Below are 20,548 nucleotides of genomic sequence, written 5' to 3'. Positions count from 1 at the left end.
CAGGCCCCGGTAGGCGCGGTTCCGGCATCGATGGTCAAGAAAAGGTAAAGTCGGAACTCATGGGGGTTCGTCCCCGTTGAACAGTTCAGACGTCCACTCGAACGTCGAAGACAAGGGAGCATCAGGTGCGAGACAGTAGCAATCCGGTGATGCGCGGCGTTGTCCGTGACAATCAGTCCGGTGGCTATGCAGGCTTCGGCAGCGGTGCTGCCGGCGCCGGACAGGCCGCCATGTACAACCAGTACGGCCAGCAGGCGCCGTACAGCCCGCCCGCCGCGCCGCCGAGCACACGTCAGCTGACCATCGACGACGTGGTCACCAAGACGGCCATCACCCTCGGGGTGCTGACCATCTCGGCCATCGTGTCGTACTTCCTCAGCTCGTCCAACGAGACCCTCGCGCCGCTGCTGTGCGGTGTCGGTGCCATCGGCGGGCTGGTCCTGGTGCTGATCGCGAGCTTCGGGCGCAAGCAGGACAACCCGGCGATCGTCCTGGGCTACGCGGTCCTCGAAGGCCTGTTCGTCGGCTCGATCTCCTACGTCTTCGCCAACTGGGTGGTCAGCGGAGCCAACGCCGGTGCGCTCATCGGTCAGGCCGTGCTCGGTACCTTCGGCGTGTTCTTCGGCATGCTGCTGGTCTACAAGGTCGGCGCGATCCGCGTGACCCCGCGCTTCACCCGCATGCTGTTCGCGGGCCTGATCGGCGTGATCGTGCTGATGGTCGGCAACCTGATCATCGGTCTGTTCACCGGCAGCGCAGGCATCCTGCGCGACGGCGGCCCGATCGCCATCATCTTCTCGCTGGTCTGCATCGCGCTCGCCGCGTTCAGCTTCCTGCTGGACTTCGACGCCGCCGATCGCCTGATCCGTGCCGGTGCCCCCGATCGCGCCGCCTGGGGCGTCGCACTGGGTCTCACCGTGACCCTGGTCTGGCTCTACGTCGAGATCCTGCGTCTGCTGAGCTACTTCCAGAGCGACTAGACAGTCTCCTGAAAACGAAGAACCCCGCTCCGATCGGAGCGGGGTTCTTCGTTTGTGCCGACCGGGGTCAGCTCAGGCGCTCGAGCACCATCGCCATACCCTGGCCACCGCCGACACACATCGACTCGATGCCGAAGGTCTTGTCGTGGGTCTGCAGGTTGTTGAGCAGGGTGGTGGTGATGCGGGCACCGGTCATACCGAACGGGTGGCCCAGCGCGATCGCCCCACCGGAGACGTTGAGCTTGTCGTGATCGATGCCGAGCTCGTCGGCCGAACCCAGCACCTGCACCGCGAAGGCCTCGTTGATCTCGACGAGGTCGATGTCCGACAGCGACATCCCCGACACCTTGAGCACCTTGCGGATCGCCTCGATCGGGCCCAGGCCCATGATCTCCGGCGACAGGCCGGTGGCAGCGGTGGCCACGACGCGGGCCAGCGGGGTCAGGCCCAGCTCCTTGGCCTTGGTGTCGCTCATGATCACCAGCGCGGCCGCGCCGTCGTTGAGCGGGCAGGCATTGCCGGCGGTGATGGTGCCGTCGGGGCGGAAGACCGGCTTCAGCTGCGACACCTTCTCGTAGGAGGTGCCGGCGCGCGGGCCGTCGTCGGTGCTGACGGTCGATCCGTCGGGCAGGGTGACCGGGTCGATCTCGCGGGCGAAGAAGCCGTCGGCGATCGCCTTCTCGGCGCGGTTCTGGCTCAGCACGCCCCAGCGGTCCTGGTCCTCCCGGGAGATGCCGGTGAAGGATGCGACGTTCTCGGCGGTCTGGCCCATCGCGATGTAGACGTCGGGCAGGACGCCGTCGGCACGCGGGTCGGACCACGTGCCCGCGCCGCCCTCGGCGGTCTTCTCGGTGCGGGCCATGGCCTCGTCGAAGAGCGGGTTCTTGGAGTTCGGGGCACCGTCGGCGCCACCGGAGATCCCGAAGCTCGAGACGCTCTCCACCCCACCGGAGATGAAGACATCGCCCTCACCGGCACGGATGGCGTGCAGGGCCATACGCGTGGTCTGCAGCGACGACGAGCAGTAACGGTTGACGCTGACGCCGGGGATGTGGTCGAAGCCGAGCTCGACGGCGATCACGCGGGCGATGTTGTAACCACCCTGACCACCGGGCTGGCCGATACCCCAGTGAATGTCCTCGATGTCGGCCGGATCGAGGGCCGGCACCTTGGCGAGGGCGGCGGCGACCATCTGACGGGACAGCTCGTCGGGACGGACGTCCTTCAGAGATCCCTTTCCGGCGCGGCCGATGGGCGAACGGGCATGGGCGACGATGACAGCTTCAGGCATGTGAAACACGTTACTTCACCGCTGTCCGGTAGGCCGGGGCGTGCCCTGTCCGAAACGGTTGTGCGGTGGTCGAATGAGACCGGGCACAACCCGGAGATGACCCGTGAGCTAGCCGAGACGACCGTGCGGCATGGGCACATGTCGCACCGTCCGCACCACCCGCAGCAGCCGTTCGGTGAACTTGCTGTTGTCCACCGACGGCGAGATCTCCGGCGGTTCCGGCAGCGGCTCGGGTCCCCACTCGCCGAGGGCGACGAGCACCTCGGGCATCAGGATGTCGGCGGCGAGCTCGTACCCGGCATTCGACGGGTGATAGCGGTCGAAGGAGAACATCCGGTCGGGTGCCTCGCGGAACTCCTCGGACAGCAGGTCGGCCATCGGGACCGCCCGTCCACCGGCGGCGACGACGGCGGACTTCTGTGACGCCGCGAGGCGCAGACCCCACAGCCGCAACACCGACCGCAGCGGCTGCGGCACCGCCGTGATCACGCCCATGTCGGGACAGGTGCCGACGACCACCTGGGCACCGATCGTGCGCAACCGGTCGACGGCCTTGCCGACCCGCACCGCCGACGACCGGATGCCGTTACGGGCGGTGACGTCGTTGGCGCCGATCAGGATGACGGCGATGTCGGGCCGGTGACCGGCGATCAGCATGGCGTCGATCTGGGAGTCGAGGCCCTTCGACGTGGCGCCGACGATCGCCTTGTTGCTGTACCGGACCACGTTGCCGGTCTCGACGGCGATGCGGTGCGCCAGCAGCGCCCCCGGGGTCTGCACGCCGGTGTCGGCGCCCAGACCGGCCGCGGTGGAGTCGCCGAACACGGCGAGATGCAGGGTGGCGTCGGCGGCATTGGCGCGGGTCACGCGGATCGGTCCGGTGCCGTCGGGCCGATAGAGGCCGTCGCCGTCGGGGGCGTTGTCGGTGCGATGCGGGATCACCGTGCGGGCCTTCTGTGCCTGCCAGACCAGCAGGTTGTAGCTTCCCCAGGTGACTCCGGCGGCCGCAGAGGTCGCAGCCACCGTGGCGCCGATGTCACGGAGGAGGTGATGGTCGGTGGGACGCGGTCCGGACACGTCTGTCAGCTTAGCGATCACCGGCGACGCGACGGTCGAGTGCGCGATCCCCGGCCCGTCGTCGAGGGGCGGGGGAGAGAACCCGAGTCGGATGTGGGTGCCGCGGGGCACTCTGGGACGATAGAGGCATGCGCATCGCCAATACTGTCGTGGACCTGGTGGGCAACACCCCTCTGGTCAAGCTCAACTCGGTGGTCAAGCCCGGATCGGGTCTCGTGGCGGCCAAGGTCGAGTACCTCAACCCCGGCGGCAGCAGCAAGGACCGGATCGCCCTTCGGATGATCGAGGCGGCCGAGAAGTCCGGCGAGCTGAAGCCCGGTGGCACCATCGTCGAACCCACCTCCGGCAACACCGGTGTGGGACTGGCACTGGTGGCCCAGCAACGCGGCTACAAGTGTGTGTTCGTGTGCCCGGACAAGGTGGGCGAGGACAAGCGGAACGTCCTGCGCGCCTACGGTGCCGAGGTCGTGGTCTGCCCCACCGCGGTCCCGCCGGAACACCCCGACAGCTACTACAGCGTCTCCGACCGCCTGGTCACCGAGATCGACGGCGCCTGGAAGCCCAACCAGTACTCCAACCCGGCCGGCCCGCAGAGCCACTACGAGACCACCGGCCCGGAGATCTGGGCCGACACCGACGGCAAGGTCACCCATTTCGTGGCCGGCGTCGGCACCGGCGGCACCATCACCGGCACCGGCCGCTACCTCAAGGAGATCTCCGACGGTGCGGTCAAGGTGGTCGGCGTCGACCCGGAGGGCTCGGTCTACTCCGGCGGCACCGGACGGCCCTACCTCGTCGAGGGCGTGGGTGAGGACTTCTGGCCGGCCGCCTACGACCCGAGCATCCCCGACGAGATCATCGCCGTCTCCGACGCCGACTCGTTCGACATGACCCGCCGCCTCGCCAAGGAAGAGGGCCTGCTGGTGGGTGGCTCGTGCGGGATGGCCGTCGTCGCGGCACTGCAGGTGGCCGAGCGTGAGGGCCCCGACGCCGTCGTCGTCGTGCTGCTGCCCGACGGTGGTCGCGGCTACATGGCCAAGATCTTCAACGACGAGTGGATGAGCAGCTACGGTTTCCTGCGCTCCCCGCTCGATGCCAAGGCCACCGAGCCGCTGGTCGGAGATGTGCTGCGCGGCAAGACCGGCGCCCTGCCGGATCTGGTGCACACCCACCCCCAGGAGACGCTGCGCGACGCCATCGAGATCCTGCGCGAGTACGGCGTCTCGCAGATGCCGGTGGTCGGTGCCGAACCGCCGGTGATGGCCGGTGAGGTGGCCGGTGCGGTCACCGAACGCGACCTGCTGTCGGCGGTGTTCGAGGGACGTGCCAACCTGGCCGATCCGGTGTCGGCGCACATGGGAGAGCCGTTCCCGCTCATCGGTTCCGGTGAGCCGGTGTCGGCGGCCACCAAGGCGCTCTCCGACACCGACGCCCTGATGGTGGTCGAGGACGGCAAGCCGATCGGCGTCATCACCCGGCACGACCTGCTTGCCTTCGTCAGCACCCACCCCACCATCACCGCCGGCTGACCGCCGACCAGAGTCCAACTCAGCGAGGAGTTTTCACGTGAGTGATCAGCAGCGTCGTCGCGGATTCGCCACCGAGGCCATCCATGCGGGCTACGACCCGGACCCACGGACCGGCGCGGTCAACGTGCCGATCTACGCCAGCTCCACCTTCGCCCAGGACGGCGTCGGCGGGATGCGCGACGGATTCGAGTACGCCCGTACCGGTAACCCCACCCGTCGGGTGCTCGAGGCCAACATCGCGGCCATCGAGAAGGGCACCTACGGGCGGGGATTCGCGTCGGGGATGGCCGCCACCGACGCCGTGCTGCGTTCGCAGTTGCGCCCCGGCGACCACCTCGTCATCCCGAACGACGCCTACGGCGGCACCTTCCGCCTGATCGACAAGGTGTTCACCCAGTGGGGGATCACCTACTCGGTGGCGCCGGTGACCGACGTCGACGCGGTGCGTGCGGCGGTCACCCCGCAGACCAAACTGGTGTGGCTGGAGACCCCGACCAACCCGCTGCTCAACGTCGGCGACATCGAGGCGATCGCCGCGGTGACGCACGAGGCCGGCGCGAAGCTGGTGGTGGACAACACCTTTGCCACCCCGTACCTGCAGCAGCCGCTGACCCTGGGTGCCGACATCGTGCTGCACTCGACCACCAAGTACCTCGGCGGGCACTCCGACGTCGTCGGCGGTGCGCTGGTGACCGACGACGCCGAGATCGACGAGGCGGTGGCCTTCCTGCAGAACGGTGCCGGTGCGGTGCCAGGCCCGTTCGACGCCTACCTCACCATGCGTGGCATCAAGACCCTCGCGGTGCGGATGGAGAAGCACTGCGACAACGCCGAGACCGTCGTCGACTTCCTGGCCAAGCATCCCCGGATCGAGTCGGTGCTGTACCCCGGCCTGTCGACGCATCCGGGGCACACCGCCGCGGCCAAGCAGATGTCGCGGTTCGGTGGCATGGTGTCGGTGCTGGTGGCCGGTGACATCGAGGACGCCAAGAAGTTCTGTGCCCGTACCGAGGTGTTCACCCTGGCCGAGTCCCTGGGCGGGATCGAGTCGCTGATCGAGCATCCGGGCGCGATGACCCACGCCTCCACCGCGGGGTCGCTGCTGGAGGTCCCCGCCAACCTGGTGCGGCTGTCGGTGGGCATCGAGGACATCGACGACATCCTGGCCGACCTGGAGCAGGCGCTGCAGTAGGGCTCGGCGGGTCTGGTCTGATCGACCGGCCAGACCCTCCACACTTACGCAGAAACCCCCGGAATTTCCGGGGGTTTCTGCGTAAGTGTGGAGGGTTTGTGTCAGGCCTGGGGTGAGAGATGGGCGAAGTACCGCAACGTGTCCGACTCGATGCTGCGGAACACCGGCGTGGACAGTGGATTGGAGATCGCGGTGACCGGCCACGACGACGTGCCGAGCTCGAGCGCGAACACCCACACCAGTCGCGAACCGACCTCGGCCGGACTGATCTCGGTGTACTCACCGAACTTCCGCATCCCCGGCACGTTCACCGATCGCACGCGGAAAGCGTTGTGGTAGTTGCCCGTCGCGGCGTCCTCGGTCCAGTCGAAGAACTCCTCCGACAGTGCGACATACCCCGGGGCGAGCTCGGCCCGGCGGGTGGTGCCCACCCCGAAGGGCGCCGGCGAGGTGAACGTGACGGACTTGATCGCCTTGCACCAGTCCAGGGTGTTGGGGCGGGTCAGTTCGGCCCAGGCGCGTTGCGGGGTGACCGGGATGTTGACGTCGATACGGAACGAGATCGGCGCGTTGTCGAAGAAGTCGAGTTCGAAGGGCTCGAGGTCATAGGCCATGGCCCGACGATAGCGATTCGGGAGGCCGGGGGGAACGGTTTGCCGCGGGCGTGGACTAGCCTGGCGTGGTGGTGGACGGCGGGGTGCTGATCGTCGGACTGTGGGGTCCGGTGGCCGTGATCCGTGCGTCGGCGACCGGGGCGCTGGATGCCGACGCCGATCTGACGGTGGTGCCCGGCCTGCGGGCCCGTCGTTTGCTGGCGTCGCTAGCCCTGGCGGACGGCCGCACCCGCTCGGCGACCGCATTGATCGACGACGTGTGGGGTGATGACCCGCCCCGGTCACCGACCGCGGCGCTGCACACCCAGATATCCCGTCTGCGCCACCTGATCGGTGCGGCCCATCTGGAGGCCACGGGCACCGGATACCGACTGGTGGGCTGCCGCACCGACATCGACCTGGTGACCGATCTGGTACATGCCGCCGAGGCCGCGGACGAGGCGGTGGCCGCCGCACGGTCGTGGCGGCGGGGCGTGCCCGGCGACGATCTGGGGGCCGACGGACCGGGCGGGCCGGTGGCGGAGGTGCGGGAGCGTGCGGCGCGGGCGCAGGACCGGCTCGACCGACGGGAGTTCGACGCCGCGATGGGTGCCGGGAACGCCGACGCGGCGCGTGTGGTGGCCGAGAACCGTTGTCGCCGCGATCCTCTCGACGAATCCGCGCATCTGGATCTGATGCATGCGCTGGCTGCCGGTGGCCGGGTCGCCGAGGCGGTCGCCGTGTATGCCGGACTACGTCGCCGCCTGGTCACCGAACTCGGCGTCGACCCCGGACCGCGGATCGCCGCTTTGCATGCCGAACTGCTTGCCGCAGAAGACGACCCGGGTGAACCGGCGACGGCCGAGGATGGCCGGGTGCCGGCGCCCGGCTCCGGACGTGGCGTCGGTCTGCTCGCCGACACCACCGAACTCGTCGGCCGCGCCGCCGATGTCGATGCCCTGGCCGGCCTACTCGGTTCCGGTCGCCTGGTCACCGTGCAGGGCCCCGGCGGGGTCGGCAAGACCCGCGTGGCCACGAGCGTCGGTCACCGGCTCGTCGACGCCGGTGCCACAGTCTTCTATGCCCCGCTGGCCCCGATCCGTGACGCCGACGATCTCGTCCCGGCGATCGCCGCCGTGCTCGGCGTCGGTGAGTCCGAACTCGCCGCATCCGGCCGGCCCCGGCGTACCGTCGGTGATCTCCGTGTGCGACTGATCGATTCGGTTCGGGGTCGGGATCTGGTCCTGATCCTCGACAACTGTGAGCAGGTGATCGACGCCTGCGCCCGGCTGGTGGCCGAACTGCTCGTCGCCGACGCCCGTATCCGGGTGCTCACCACCAGCCGGGCACCGCTGCTGCTCGCCGGGGAGCAGATCTATCAGCTGCCCACCCTCGACGTCGATGCCGGGGGATCGGCTGTCGAACTGTTCGTCACCCGCGCCCGTGCGGTCCGTCCCGACGCCGACCTGCAGCCGGCCGCCGTCGCCGCCCTGTGCGCTCATCTCGACGGTCTGCCGTTGGCGATCGAACTCGCCGCCGCCCGCATCCGCACCATGACCGTCGACGAGATCGCCGACCGCCTCGTCGAACGGTTCGCCCTGCTGCGCGGCACCGACCGGACCGCACCGGACCGCCATCGCACGCTGTATGCGGTGATCGAATGGAGCTGGGACCTGCTCGACGCCGACGGCCGTCGTGCACTGCGTCGGCTCTGCCGGCTGCCGGGCGGATTCACCGCAGAAGCCGCCGGAATCATCCTGGGATTCAGCGGTTTCCGGCTCGACGACGCCCTGACTGCGCTGGCCAACCAATCCCTGCTGGCGGTGGCCGAGGCCGACGGCCGCGTGCGATACCGCATGCTGGAGATGGTCCGCGAGTTCGGCGAGAGCACCCTGGCGACCGATGCCGACGAATCGCTGTCGGTGCACACCGCGATGCGCCGATGGGCGCGGGAGGTGGCGCGGCAGGCCGTCGAGCAGTACGAGACGCGGGTCGATGCGCATCTGGTGCGCCATGTCGCAGACGATTCCGAGAACCTGGTGTGGGTCCTGCGCGAATGTCTGCGTCTGCTCGAGTCGGGGGACGAGGGGGACTCGGCGGTCGTCGCCGATGCCCTCGACACCCTGATCCGGGTCTTCCCGGTCCTCGCCTCGTTCTGGATGGCCCGCGGACTGCACGCCGAGGTGGCGTCCTGGGGTGCGCGGGTCCTGGTCGCCCTGCCGGTGCCGCCGGCAGACCTGCAGGACGAGCGGCTGCGACGTGACTGGATGGCGACCGTGGAGACGGCCGGGGCACATCAGGTGGTGCGCGGCGACCTGCGGTTGATCGCGCGCTGCCGCTACCACCTCCGGCGGCTCCACCGGCCGGAGAAGACCTACGACGACGCTGTGGAACTCGCGGCCGCGTGCGTGCTCAGCCGGACCCCCACGGCCGCGATCGCCCACCTGGTGCGGGGGACGCGGGCACGGGACGCGCGGGTCAGCCTGACCTCGCATGTGGCCCGGATGAACCTCGCGGAGAACCTCGGTGATCTCGACGGGGCCCTGCGGGACGGCCGCCAGGTGATCGATCGGGCCGTCGAACTCGGCGACTTCTGGATGTCGGGGATGGCGCGGGTGGCCCTCGCCGGACTCCACGGGCAGCAGGGCCGCTGGCAGCGGGCGATCGCCTACTACCGGGCGGGACTGGTGGACCTCGAACGGCTCGAGGCCGAGGACGACGTCCTGCAGTCACGTACCTATCTGGTCGCCGCCCTGGCCTCGGCCGGCGACATCGACGCCGCGGAGCGGGAATTCGAGATCCTCGCCGACGGCTGGACGCCGGATGACCCCGATCCGCAGGGCGGGCCGGAGACCGCGGGGCTGATCATGCTCGTCGCCGCAGAACTCGCTTGCGAGCGAGGCGAGGTCGACACCGCCGGCGCGTTGTACCGTCGGGCGACGTCGACCCTGCGCCGGGATCATCCGCTCGGCGTGCAGGATCCGGCGGTGTCGATGATGCTGGGCGTGATCGCCGTCGGGCTGTGGCGGTGTGGACTGACAGCCGATGCCCGCGCCCTGCTGCCGCTGCTCGTCGAGGCGGTGGACCTGACGTTGTCGGGTACGGCGTGGCGCGATCTGCCGCAGGCGGGGACGGTGGCGCGGGCACTCGGCACCATCTTGTGCACCGATGACGCCCTTCGCGCCGACGGCGCCCGGATCCTGATGCTGTCGCGACGGATGCGCGGGCGTCGCGACTTCCCCGGCTGCGCCGCCGTCGACGAACAGGTGATCGCGGTCTCCGGGTTGTCGGAAGACCGGTGGCACACCGAGACCCGTGGTCTGGAGAGCCTGTCGCGACACCAGGCGACCGAACGGTTGCGGTCGATCCTGGCGTCGCGGGCAGACGATGTCGAACGGTTGGGCCGCTCAGGTGTTGCGCATGTAGGCGCGCACGGCCAGCGGCGCGAAGACCGCCACGATGACGGCGGCGCCGAGTAGCGCCCACACCACGTGGATACCGGCGTGACCGGAGGCGGTGAGTTCGCGGACCGCGGTCACCAGATGGCTGACCGGATTGACCTTGACGAAGGCCTGCAGCCAGCCGGGCATGGTCTCCACCGGGACGAAGGCATTGGACATGAAGGTCAGCGGGAACATGATCAGCATCGAGATACCTTGCACCGCAGAGGCCTTGCTCATCACACAGCCCATCAGGGCGAAGATCCAGGACACCGCGAAACTACAGATCATCACCAGGACGGCCGAGGCGATCACACCCCAGACGTCGGGACGCCAGCCCATGATCACGCCCATCGTGACGGTGAGGACGGTGGCCACACCGTATCGGATGACGTCGGCCAGCAGCGCCCCCGACAACGGACTGATCCGGCTGATCGGCAGCGATCGGAACCGGTCGAAGACGCCCTTGTCCATGTCCTCCCGCAGCTGGGTGCCGGTGACGATGGAGGTCATCACCACGGTCTGCACCAGGATTCCCGGAATGATCACGGGCAGATAGGCATTCACGTTCCCGCTGATCGCCCCGCCGAAGATGTAGGTGAACATCAGGGTGAAGATGATCGGCTGGATGGTCACGTCGAAGAGCTGCTCCGGGTTGTGCCGGATCTTCAGCACACCCCGGTAGGCCATGGTGAGCGACTGTCGCGCGGTCTCGGCCAGACCCACCGAGGTCTTGGCGCGGGCGCGGACCTCGCGTGTGGTGATGGGTGCCGCAGTGCTGCGGTCGAGGGTGGTGGTCATCGGTTCGCCTCCTCGGCGGTGGCGTCGGTGGTGTTCTGGTCGGCCGTGCTCTGGTCGGCCCTGGTCTGGTCGGCAGAGTCGGGCTCGGACGGTTTGCCGGTGAGGGTCAGGAACACCTCGTCGAGGCTCGGTTTCTGGACGGTGATCTCGTCGACGGCGATGCCCTGCTCGCGCATGGCGATCAGCACGTCGGGGACGAGGTCGGGGCGGTGCAGCGATGCCGAGATCCGGCCCGCTTCCGCCGACAATGCGGCCGGCTCGCCGAGCACGTTCTCGACGATCACCGCGACGCGCGGGGCGTCGGCGCGGTCGGCCGGCGACAATTGCAGGGTGGCCGCGCCGACGGAGTCCTTGAGGCCGTCGGCGGTGTCGTCGGCGATCACCCGGCCGTGGTCGATCACGGCGATGCGGTCGGCGAGCTGATCGGCCTCGTCGAGGTACTGCGTGGTGAGCAGCACCGTGGAGCCGCCGGCGACCAGACTGCGGATGGTGTCCCACATCTGGGCGCGGGTGCGGGGGTCGAGGCCGGTCGTCGGCTCGTCGAGGAACAGCAGGGGAGGGGTGTCGATGAGGCTGGCGGCGAGGTCCAGACGGCGGCGCATGCCGCCGGAGAAGTTCTTCAGCGGGCGGTCGGCGGCCTCGGTGAGTGCGAACTCCTCGAGCAGTTCGTCTGCGCGTGATCTGGCGGCCGGTCGGGAGAAGCCGAGGAGCCGCGCGAACACGACGAGGTTCTGGGTGGCGGTCAGGTCCTCGTCGACCGAGGCGTACTGGCCGGTGACCCCGACGAGGGAGCGGACGGCGACGGCGTCGCGGACGACGTCGTAGCCGAAGACGGTGGCGTGTCCCGAGTCGGGGCGCAGGAGGGTGGCCAGCATGCTGACGGTGGTGGTCTTCCCGGCGCCGTTGGGGCCCAGGACGCCGTACACCGATCCGGTGGGGACGGCCAGATCCACGCCGTTGACGGCGCGGGTCGATCCGAAATGCTTGACCAGCCCGTGGGCCTCGATCGCGAGGTCGGTGCCGAGACCGCCTCGCGCCGAGACCGGGCCGGTGGTGGTTGCTGTGGTCATGGTGACCACTGTGCGGGGTGCTGCTGTCGTGGCCCTTACATGCGCTCACATGCGGTCACGGCCGCTGTCGTCGGGCCTGCTCGCCGGGTGCGCGGGTGCGGTCAGGCGGCGTGCGGGACCGGTGCGGTCGGCACGTCGGAGGCATACCGGACGACGGCACCGACGGTGCCGAGGCGCCGCTCGACGGTGAGGATCGCGTCGGCGAGTTGGGCCGGGTCGTCGATGTCGGCGACCAGGGCGACGGTGTGGCCGTTGTTGCCGAGCATGTAGGGCACGACGTCGGAGTAGGCGGCGCTGATCACCGCGAGCGGGACGTCGGCGTCGAAGAGGTGCTCGGCATAGGAGCGGACGACGGCGTCGTCGGTCAGCACGATCAACGGCACGGTGGGGGCGGGCTTGTGGATGCGCATCGGACTCTCCTCTCCGGACCCCTGTTGGTCCGTGCTTCCACGATGAACCCCGAGGTTGCCGGGGGTCTGCGCTACCGCTGTGGATTGCCTGTGACCGGCGCCGCGAGGTGCCACGGGAGTGGCGTTCATTTGGGTGAATGACGGGTTTGCCCGAGTTGTCGGTGGGGCTGCGGAGAGTGATGCGCGTGGCGGCACCGACTTCCCCGGAGCCGCACGAGTGAAGGAGAACTCGATGACCGATCCGCAGAACACCTCGCCGTACGGCGAGCAGCCCCAGTACGCCGCTGTGCCGAACGGCGGTGCCCCGAACGGCGGTGCCCCGAACTATGGTGCACCGAACTACGGTGCGCAGTACGGGATTCCGCCCCAGCCGCCGGTGCCCACCCCGCCGCAGAAGAAGCGCAAGTGGCCGTGGATCGTCGGTGCGCTGGTGGTCCTGATCATCATCATCGCGGTGATGTCGGGGACCTCGGGTGACGACCAGGCGTCGAGATCCGGGTCGTCGGCGACCACCGCGCAGGACGGCGGGTCGGGTGGCGGCGACCAGACGCCGGGTCTGAACACCCCGGTACGTGACGGCAAGTTCGAGTTCGTCGTCACCGGGGTGGAGAAGGGCCTGAGCAGCGTCGGCGACAACCCGTACCTGACCGAGAAGGCCCAGGGGCAGTTCGTGATCGTGACCATGACGGTCAAGAACATCTCGGACAAGGCCTACAGCTTCTCGCCGACGGATCAGAAGCTGTTCGACGCGCAGGGCCGCAGCTTCGAGCCGAGCACCAGTGCACAGATCGCACTGGGTGATTCGGACATCCCGGTGTGGGACAACATCAATCCGGGCAACACGGTGACCGCCAAGGTCGTCTACGACATGCCCGCCGATGCCCAGCCGGCGTCCATCGAGTTGCACGACTCGCTGTTCTCGGGTGGTGCGAAGGTCGCCCTGTCCTGACACGCCGACGTGGTTGCGTTCCGGCTCGGAATCCGAGCCGGAACGCAACCACTGATCGGCTCACGAGTTGGCAAGGGCTCTATCGATAGCGGGTGGTGTGAGCTTCTTCTGTCGCATGAAATCCATGAGATCGGCAATGGTCTTGGACGCTGCACGCAGACGTTGGGCTGCGGGGGCCTTTTCGTCGCTGAACGGAACCAGCCGGTTGAGCTCCGCGTCGAGTTCGGTTTCCGCCGCGGTCAATCGGTACCAGAGTTCGGTGTCATAGGGCTCGCCAATTGTGTTGAGCGAGTGCGCGATGGCGACGTGAATGGCCACGCTGGTCGGGTCCACCAGCAGTGGCTGTGCCCCGCCGCGGGCGGTTGCGGCAACAGTGGTCACCATTGCCCCGGTCGAGGCAAGGCTTCCCAGCGTGGCGAGCCCGCCGACCATCCCTCCCGGGCCGAACGCGGCAAGCCCACTGGTGATTGCTGCCGCTCCTACGGCCCCGGCGCTTCCGGCCAACGCGATTCCGATCGGACCTGCTGCGAGCAGCGCGATGCCTGCTGCGGCGGCGACCACCTTGGTCTTGTTGCTCAGTCCGCGCTTCTCGACAGCGATGAATCCAGAGACCTCGACGATCGCATCCCTGACCTTACGTCCTATGGTGCTTGACCATCCGAGGTCCACGAACAGGTCGGGGATGGCCTCGAACCGGGCCTCACCAGCATCGATCTCGTATGGATCCAGCACATTGGTGAACGCCAACACGCAGATCTGCCGGACTGCCTCGGGTAGATCCCATCGACGAGGTAGCGCCGGGACCTGACCGCGCGCGAGCTGTGCGAGCTCCGGTGGCAGTTGCCGCCCGTCGCCTTGTTCGAGTAGTGCTTGCGCGAAACCGTCTTGGAGGACGGCCATGGCATCCTCCCATCGGGTACGGGCCTCGCCGTCCAGTCCGGCGCCTACGCGACGGGCATAGGCCAGCGCCAGCAGCGTCGTGGCATCGGCGTCCTCGAGGCGAAGGACGATACCGCTGTCCGAGGGAACGAGATCGCGTGTGGGATGGAGGACGTCGGCGACGAGCTCGGCGACCGCCGAGTTGCGCAGATACAGTTCGGCGCTGTGCCGCGCCGCGCCGCCGACGCCGAAGTCCTGTGCGCCAGGGAAGATCCCGGTGAGACCACGTCCGGCGGTCACCGGATCCCAGCAGTCGAGGAAGTTCGACCAGTCGTCGACCCGAGCGTATGGGAAGCGCTTCAGGATGCGTTCACTGCCCTTGTGTAGCGATTCCGATCCAGCGGGGCTCCCGATGGTGATGAAGCGTCGGACATGTACGGCTTCAGGTAGATGGTCGAGAAGATCGATGGCTATGACACTGCCGAGGCTGTGACCGATGAGAACAATCTCTCCCGCGGTGGGCAGATCGTCCAGGATGTTCTGTAGAACAGCTGCTCGAAGGTCTTCGCTGGTCATGTAGTTCTTGACCTGCGCGATGATCGGTGCAAGGTCGATTCCCGCAGTTTGTATTCGCTCGAGTACGACGTCCGGAACCCGTCCGAGTCCGAAGGTTCGCACCAGGCCCGTTTTTTTGAGAAGCCGCTGGACTCTGGCCTGCCGGCGCTCGAATGCGCGCCGGGCGTCATGATCATTCTTCACGTTGTATGTGCGCTTGGGGTGCTTGGCCTTGATTCCCCGTGTGGTCAGGAGGCCGGCATAGCGCGGAGCGATCACGTCGTTTTCAGACACTGCGGGAAGGCCATGTTGAGCAAGGCCGAGATTCAGCCCTGTCAACCACGTTCGCTCGGGATCGCCGTCACCGACGCCGTGGAGGTAGACAATTTTCACGCCCAGTCCTTAGTTCGATCGGAAGTTCGGTAGGTGTCGTCCGATGTACCCGATGTAGATCTTGCCGGTTCCGGTTGCATCGTTGTGGTAGTGCATTCGCGGACTAATACTGCCGTACTTCGCAATTCGGACGTGGGCACCCATGAAGACCTTGCCGGACGCATCGACCTGCTCCGGGACAGGGAGAGTTCGAACCCTACCGAACTCGGAATGGACTTGAGTGGCGTGTGTTTCACCACGTGCGTGACTGCCGGGAGTGATGGTGGCGTATCCGGTCGGTGTATTGGTGACGTAGTCGTCGACGCTACCGGAAAACGCTCCGGAGGCACGGAGCGCACAGTAGTCATCGAGTGCACGTAGTGAGTCCCATGTCCGGATGGCCCAGTCGAGCAAGTTGTGCTCATCGAGTTCGAGTGCCGGCTTCGGATCGCCGGTGAAGACGATGTGCGTGAATTCGCCGACACGATCCAGTAGGTCCTGGAAGTTGTCGGGCGGATCGTCCGTGGTGACCTTCGCGGGTACCCAGGAGACCTCACCACGGTCGAGTTTGGCCAGTTCTCCACGAAGATGTCGTAGGTCCTTCTGCGCGTCCGACAGCTCGATCCGCAGTGCAGCGAGCTCATTCTGTCCATCCACGTTTCGGATGGTGACCTCGGTGTAACTGTCTTCCAAAGTGTTTCGTTCGGACTGCACAGTCTGGAGGCGGTCGCGAAGCGCTTTCAGAGCGCTCTGCTGGGCCACCGTATCGGCGGCGAGCTGGCCCAGGCGGGTCACCGCGTCGACCGTGACCTCTGCTGTTCCGATGACCGACCGGATCACTGAGCGGAGCGCGTCGGTCACCGACGACGGAATACTGTGAGGGTGTGGCGTCGCTGCTTTCTCGGTCTCGATGTCCGAGTCGCGCATGGGTCTTGCAGGGTCTGCGAAGTGTGGCGATCTAGCACTAGCTGCCGCGACTGGGCCGGCCGCTCGGTGACCGATGCCTCCGACGATAGTGTCGTCGAGTAGTTCGCGGAGTCGTCGATCGATTCGAACCAGTTCGCGCGGAAGAGCTGTGGTGGTGGATTGTCGGCATGCCGACCTCGCCAGCAGATTCCGAAGCCGTGACTCCGTATCGTTGACGATTCGGTTGGTCGTCAGGACTCGGTGCCGCACCGCGTCTCGAGCGTCGGTGAGATCGGGGTGGGGCTGAAACGTACGAATCGACCACTCACGCACCCGGTGCGATTCTGGGAGGCGAGCGTTGAGCGCCAGCGTCGCTTCTGGCGTGAGGACGTACGCGCTGGCCAGACCGCGTGTACCCGCGAGAAGTTTGCGAATGAACCCGGTCCACTTTTCTTGTGGGACCGCAAGAAAGTCGTCGGCACCGGCCAAGAAGAGAAACCCGCGGCGGTCGGTGTCGACCAGGGCGCTGTAGATGTAGTCGACATCGGCGACACCGGCGTGCTGCGGAGTGGCCGTCAAGCGGTGGTGGCCGTCGAGTCCGTCGGCGACTTCGAGGATTTGGGATACCAGTCGTGGTACCCGTGCTTCGCGGCCTTGGGGCTGCAGGACATCTGTCCACACCCAACCGGTGCGGTCTCGGGCGACGAAGCTGGTCAGTTCGGTGATCCAGACACCGTGACCCTCGTCCTGATGGAAGCGCCAGCGCTCGATCGTGCTGCCGTCGCGGCGGTCGTCTCGGACGAGAGACGCAGTGACACCCGGGGCAACCTCAGCTATACCTGGGCCGTTGATCTTGTCTGCATCCCAACCTTTCCGAGGAGCCTTGCACCATGAGTAGAGTTGCTGATGAACGGTTCCGCTCAGGTCCGCGTCGTTCTCGACACGAAACAGCGAGCGGCAGCCGAGTTCGGTTGGGCTCACGATCACTCGACCTCGAATTCTGATTGGTCGAAGCCCAACGTGGCGGCGTTCTCACGGACGGTGCGTTGCTTGTTCTCGTCGTAGCCTCCCGGCGTCGAGGCGCTGATCTCGATCCGCACTTCCACGACACCGTCAGTCGAGGTGAGATGATTCAGGACCTCTTGCTGGATCGTGGCAAAGTCCCGGGCTGGGAAGTCGAGATCCAGTGTCGTCGATGCGAAATAGCGGGTCGCCTTCCGTGTGTGAGGTTCCGGGTCCGGCGAGGTGGGCTCGCCTCCGGGGTGTCGTCTGACATTGGGGTCGGGGTAAGTGCTGCGGTCACCGTTCTCCGTGAGGTCTGCAACGTCCCTGGCCCGTTGTTGCTGCGCCAGATCAGGTTTGACGATCAATGTGCTGTCGGCCAACTGTGGCGTCGCATCGTCGCTGGGAAGGTGGATGTCGAGGTACCCCTGTTTGTCTCCGTCCCACCCGGCAGCAAAGCCGAAGCCGTCGATCTGCCAGGCGGTGTCGTTGTAAACGCTGAGCAGTCCATTGACAAGAGAATCGCGATCGCGTAAGCGCGCAAGGTACGGGTAGGTGGCGTAGAGGGCATGAAGGTCACCGATGGAGACATGGCCAGGTTCCCACGTCCAGCTGAGCGGTCCGGTGAGGTCCATCGAGATCAGCGACGACGAACGAGTCGTCGAGAGCTGGCTCTTGTCGGACATACGTGATCCGGTTCGGCCGATGAGATCCTTTGTGGTGCCACCTGTGTTGAATGTTCCCAGCGCGTAGGTAGGTGCTTTGTCCGCTTGGTCGGGCGCAATGGCCCAGACAAAGGTGTCGAGGACGCGGTCGGTGACGACGTGGTCCGCCTTGGTCATTCGGGATTCTGCTTGGCGTGTTTGGTAGCCACCGAGGTCGAGGTTGTCTGCATTCTCCTTGACATATCGCCACGCGAGGTACTGGCGAACCGCATCGTCGAGTTCTCTCGCGCGCTTGTCGTCGGCGGCGAGGAAGATCAGCGAATTCTTGTAAGTGCGGTTCGCTGTTCCCCGGTGTTCGAGTACGTCACGGGCCCATGCCAACGCCGTACTGTCGTTGCTCCGGGCACTGTGGGTGAACTCCATGGGAACGATCACCAGACGGGTCGCGGGCTCGTCGGGGACATCCGCGGAGTTCGTCGGGCAGACGTGCACGCCGACAAAGTTGCGGTCGGTCGATGTTCGCCGCATGTCGTCGAGCCGACGGTCCACTTCGGCCCATACGTCGGCCTTCGGCAGGTTGTCGGCGTGATCGCGCGCTGCACGTGTTGTGTTGGCCTGACTGTCGTACCAGTAGCGTCCGGCGTCTGTGTAGAGGTAGGTGGAGTTGTTTGCGAGATGGTCGAGCGCTGAGTGGAAGTTCCCCGGGACATCGCCGGGCATCGCAGTCCCGAGGAAGATCCTCGGCTTGTCGATACCCTTGTGGGCCGTGCGCAACGTGGGGGTGGCCCCGATGAAGATGGTCTTGGCCAGCCGTCGAGCCACACGGCGTTTTCCGAAGAGGTCGTGATCTTTGTCGATGTTTCTCGGTACCGAGTTCTCCCCGGCCACATCGGTGGTCAGGATGGGGCGCCAGGTACCCACGTCGAGGTAGGACGTGATCTCGGTGACCACCGAATCTGTCTCGAGGGGTACGAGTCCTGGCATGATGAGCGGAGCTGCATCATCGCTGCGCCACAGCGTGCCGACGATCCGGTTCATCAGGCGGAGGACCCCGCGGGTGCGCTGGAAGCGATCGAGGGTCGACCAATCCTCATAGAGTCGGTCGAACAGTTCCGGGTGGATCGGATAGCACTGTTTGATTCGATCGACATACGCGGGATCGATGGTCTGACTGGGGAATTCGGTTCTGTGTTTTCGATAGTATTCGACCAGGGACTTGGCGATGGAGCTGATCTTGGCAAGGGTGTCACCGTCGGGATCGACGAAGATCCGGCGACGCACGATCTCGAAGCTCTCCTGCGAGTTGGCAGGAAGCCAGTGGTCTGCGGTGCGTCCGACGATGGACTTCAACCGCGCCAGGGCCTCACGGCCGTGTTCTCCGCCCACCTCCTCGTCGCTCACCTCGTCGCCATCACCGTGGCTGTCGTAGGAGGCGGGGATGGAGATGACCACCTGGACTCCTGGGGTGGCCTTGGCTGCCTCGGTAAGTGTCTGCGCAAAGGTGAACTGGGTGTCGAAGTCGCCGGCGGGGAGATCTGATCGGACGATGAGTTGACGTGCATAGGCGACCCACTCGTCGATCAGGATCACCGCGGGTGAGTAGAGGCCGAACAGCTCGCGCAATGCGGCACCGGGATTGGTCGATGTGCGGTCGGACTCGGCGATAACGTCGTAGGCATCGTGACCGCCGAGCTGCCAGGCCAGCTCACCCCACATGGTCCGGATGTGGGGGCGTCCATCCCGGGTGTCCTCGGTGGCGGGTTCCATCTGGTTGCCGACCAGGGCGACCCTCCGGATGCCGGCGGGCAGAGTGTCGAGCGGGCGGGCGAGCGCAGCGACGTCGTCGGGATAGTTGGCGCTCTCGAGGCCCGATGCGAGATGCCAGAGTGCAAGCATCGAGTGCGTTTTGCCGCCACCGAAACCGGTTTGCAGGTTGACCACCGGAGAGGCGTTCATGTCTCCGGACATCCGGGCGACATTGCGCGAGATGAGATCGCGGAGTCCCTCGGTCACGTAGGTTCGCGCGAAGAACTGAACGGGATCCGAGTACTCGCCGGCATCGTCTCCCTGCGCAACGGTGTGCAGGTCAGCTGCGAACTCCGCAGCGTTGAAGTTGTCGCTGGCCACGTCGGGGTGCGGGCTGATGATCTCCCGCCAGGGCGGCAGATTGTCGGCGCCGACATCGGCGGTGCCGAGTGTCCGCGCCGCGCGGGTGTCCTCACGTTCCGCGGCGACACGGCGCAGGTCCACGCGCAGCTTTCGGACCTGCTCGGCCTCGGCGGGTGCGTCGATCGCTTTCAGGAACAGCTCGGTGGTGTCGAGCGCGCGTTGTGCCTCGTCGTTGGTGAACGATTCGAAGTGCTGGGCCCGGTTGCGGACCTCTTTGAGCTCCTCTGCCCAGCTCTTCTGGGCGCGGGACAGACGGGCATCAAACGGGTACCAGCCCTTACGGATCGCGTTCGGCACGTTGTCGGTGAGCATGCGGAGTCCGTTTTGCACGTCATCGGGGTTGTAGGGCTTGTCGATGGGCGCGCCGCGACCCTGATCCCGGATACGGAGGAGATCGACCCATGGCTTGCCGTGCAGATCGGGTGCGAGGGTGGCGGTAAGGAACGCATTCAGTGCCGGACCGAGCAGGCCCAGTGCACGCTGTATCCGTTCGATGTTGTTCATCGCCATCGTCGTTGTCACCTTTCGCTCCACAACATGTTGTGAACAGCACGACTCTATCGACACCCACCGACAATCCGAACGATCACTGCGGCGTGTACTTCAGACGAGACACAATCGTCTTCCGATTCCAAACGGCTGTGTCACCGGACTTGATCGATGTCGCA

At 66.7% G+C, this 20,548-nt stretch carries 14 protein-coding genes; 5 read left to right on the top strand and 9 right to left on the bottom strand.

Translation table 11 applies throughout. From position 1 onward, the window contains the following. Positions 1-125 precede the first annotated feature (125 nt). Entirely contained in the window at positions 126-980 is an 855-nt protein-coding gene (locus Q9K23_RS05445; RefSeq protein ID WP_020791628.1) for a Bax inhibitor-1/YccA family protein, read from the top strand. Between the two features lie 67 nt (positions 981-1,047). Here Q9K23_RS05445 and Q9K23_RS05440 read toward each other — a convergent pair whose 3' ends face one another. Next, positions 1,048-2,271, bottom strand: a complete 1,224-nt coding sequence (locus Q9K23_RS05440; RefSeq protein WP_020791630.1) for an acetyl-CoA C-acetyltransferase — start codon at positions 2,269-2,271, stop codon at positions 1,048-1,050. A 108-nt stretch (positions 2,272-2,379) separates the two neighbouring features. After that, entirely contained in the window at positions 2,380-3,348 is a 969-nt protein-coding gene (locus Q9K23_RS05435; protein WP_053777736.1) for an SGNH/GDSL hydrolase family protein, read from the bottom strand. Positions 3,349-3,476: 128 nt separating this feature from the next. On the opposite strand from Q9K23_RS05435, the gene Q9K23_RS05430 reads away from it, so the two are divergent. Next, the gene (locus Q9K23_RS05430) at positions 3,477-4,877 is read left to right on the top strand and encodes a cystathionine beta-synthase (RefSeq protein ID WP_020790046.1); all 1,401 of its coding nucleotides are present in this window, start codon (positions 3,477-3,479) and stop codon (positions 4,875-4,877) included. A 37-nt stretch (positions 4,878-4,914) separates the two neighbouring features. Further along, on the top strand, positions 4,915-6,069 hold the full coding sequence (locus Q9K23_RS05425; protein WP_020790045.1) for a cystathionine gamma-synthase: 1,155 nt from the start codon (positions 4,915-4,917) through the stop codon (positions 6,067-6,069). Positions 6,070-6,170: 101 nt separating this feature from the next. Here the strand turns inward: Q9K23_RS05425 and Q9K23_RS05420 are convergent, their stop codons facing one another. Beyond that, entirely contained in the window at positions 6,171-6,683 is a 513-nt protein-coding gene (locus Q9K23_RS05420; protein ID WP_020793539.1) for an SRPBCC family protein, read from the bottom strand. 68 nt (positions 6,684-6,751) lie between these two features. On the opposite strand from Q9K23_RS05420, the gene Q9K23_RS05415 reads away from it, so the two are divergent. Beyond that, a complete protein-coding gene (locus Q9K23_RS05415) occupies positions 6,752-10,141 on the top strand; it encodes a BTAD domain-containing putative transcriptional regulator (protein WP_082365953.1) in 3,390 nt (1,129 codons plus the stop codon). Here the strand turns inward: Q9K23_RS05415 and Q9K23_RS05410 are convergent. The 3 genes from Q9K23_RS05410 to Q9K23_RS05400 form a co-directional block, all read right to left on the bottom strand. After that, the gene (locus Q9K23_RS05410; protein ID WP_020792434.1) at positions 10,070-10,903 is read right to left on the bottom strand and encodes an ABC transporter permease; all 834 of its coding nucleotides are present in this window, start codon (positions 10,901-10,903) and stop codon (positions 10,070-10,072) included. The genes Q9K23_RS05415 and Q9K23_RS05410 overlap by 72 nt on opposite strands. After that, positions 10,900-11,973, bottom strand: coding sequence for an ATP-binding cassette domain-containing protein (locus Q9K23_RS05405; protein WP_053777737.1), 1,074 nt, complete (start codon positions 11,971-11,973; stop codon positions 10,900-10,902). Before Q9K23_RS05405 ends, Q9K23_RS05410 begins: the two co-directional genes overlap by 4 nt. Before the next feature lie 101 nt (positions 11,974-12,074). After that, a complete protein-coding gene (locus tag Q9K23_RS05400; protein WP_020790255.1) occupies positions 12,075-12,383 on the bottom strand; it encodes a hypothetical protein in 309 nt (102 codons plus the stop codon). A 232-nt stretch (positions 12,384-12,615) separates the two neighbouring features. On the opposite strand from Q9K23_RS05400, the gene Q9K23_RS05395 reads away from it, so the two are divergent. After that, a complete protein-coding gene (locus tag Q9K23_RS05395; protein ID WP_053777739.1) occupies positions 12,616-13,332 on the top strand; it encodes a DUF4352 domain-containing protein in 717 nt (238 codons plus the stop codon). A 60-nt stretch (positions 13,333-13,392) separates the two neighbouring features. On the opposite strand, the gene Q9K23_RS05390 is transcribed toward Q9K23_RS05395, so the two are convergent. The 3 genes from Q9K23_RS05390 to Q9K23_RS05380 are packed head-to-tail and all read right to left on the bottom strand — an operon-like array spanning position 13,393 to position 20,390. Next, positions 13,393-15,159: a hypothetical protein gene (locus Q9K23_RS05390; RefSeq protein WP_053777651.1), complete on the bottom strand. Its 1,767-nt coding sequence runs from the start codon at positions 15,157-15,159 to the stop codon at positions 13,393-13,395. A gap of 9 nt (positions 15,160-15,168) precedes the next feature. After that, a complete protein-coding gene (locus tag Q9K23_RS05385; protein ID WP_261977970.1) occupies positions 15,169-17,025 on the bottom strand; it encodes a hypothetical protein in 1,857 nt (618 codons plus the stop codon). A 2-nt stretch (positions 17,026-17,027) separates the two neighbouring features. Then, entirely contained in the window at positions 17,028-20,390 is a 3,363-nt protein-coding gene (locus tag Q9K23_RS05380) for a DUF499 domain-containing protein (protein WP_053777653.1), read from the bottom strand. Positions 20,391-20,548 lie beyond the last annotated feature (158 nt).

The sequence above is a fragment of the Gordonia sp. NB41Y genome, assembly GCF_030718915.1.
In the GTDB taxonomy this organism is placed as follows: domain Bacteria; phylum Actinomycetota; class Actinomycetes; order Mycobacteriales; family Mycobacteriaceae; genus Gordonia; species Gordonia desulfuricans.
The sequence above is the reverse complement of the archived record's forward strand: the minus strand, read 5'-3'. Positions and strand labels throughout refer to the sequence as shown.

Coding starts and splice junctions, on each gene's coding strand:
- Q9K23_RS05440 (WP_020791630.1), bottom strand. CDS start 2,271: ATGCCTGAAGCTGTCATCGTCGCCCATGCCCGTTCGCCCATCGGCCGC.
- Q9K23_RS05430 (WP_020790046.1), top strand. CDS start 3,477: ATGCGCATCGCCAATACTGTCGTGGACCTGGTGGGCAACACCCCTCTG.
- Q9K23_RS05420 (WP_020793539.1), bottom strand. CDS start 6,683: ATGGCCTATGACCTCGAGCCCTTCGAACTCGACTTCTTCGACAACGCG.
- Q9K23_RS05410 (WP_020792434.1), bottom strand. CDS start 10,903: ATGACCACCACCCTCGACCGCAGCACTGCGGCACCCATCACCACACGC.
- Q9K23_RS05405 (WP_053777737.1), bottom strand. CDS start 11,973: ATGACCACAGCAACCACCACCGGCCCGGTCTCGGCGCGAGGCGGTCTC.
- Q9K23_RS05400 (WP_020790255.1), bottom strand. CDS start 12,383: ATGCGCATCCACAAGCCCGCCCCCACCGTGCCGTTGATCGTGCTGACC.
- Q9K23_RS05395 (WP_053777739.1), top strand. CDS start 12,616: ATGACCGATCCGCAGAACACCTCGCCGTACGGCGAGCAGCCCCAGTAC.
- Q9K23_RS05380 (WP_053777653.1), bottom strand. CDS start 20,390: ATGGCGATGAACAACATCGAACGGATACAGCGTGCACTGGGCCTGCTC.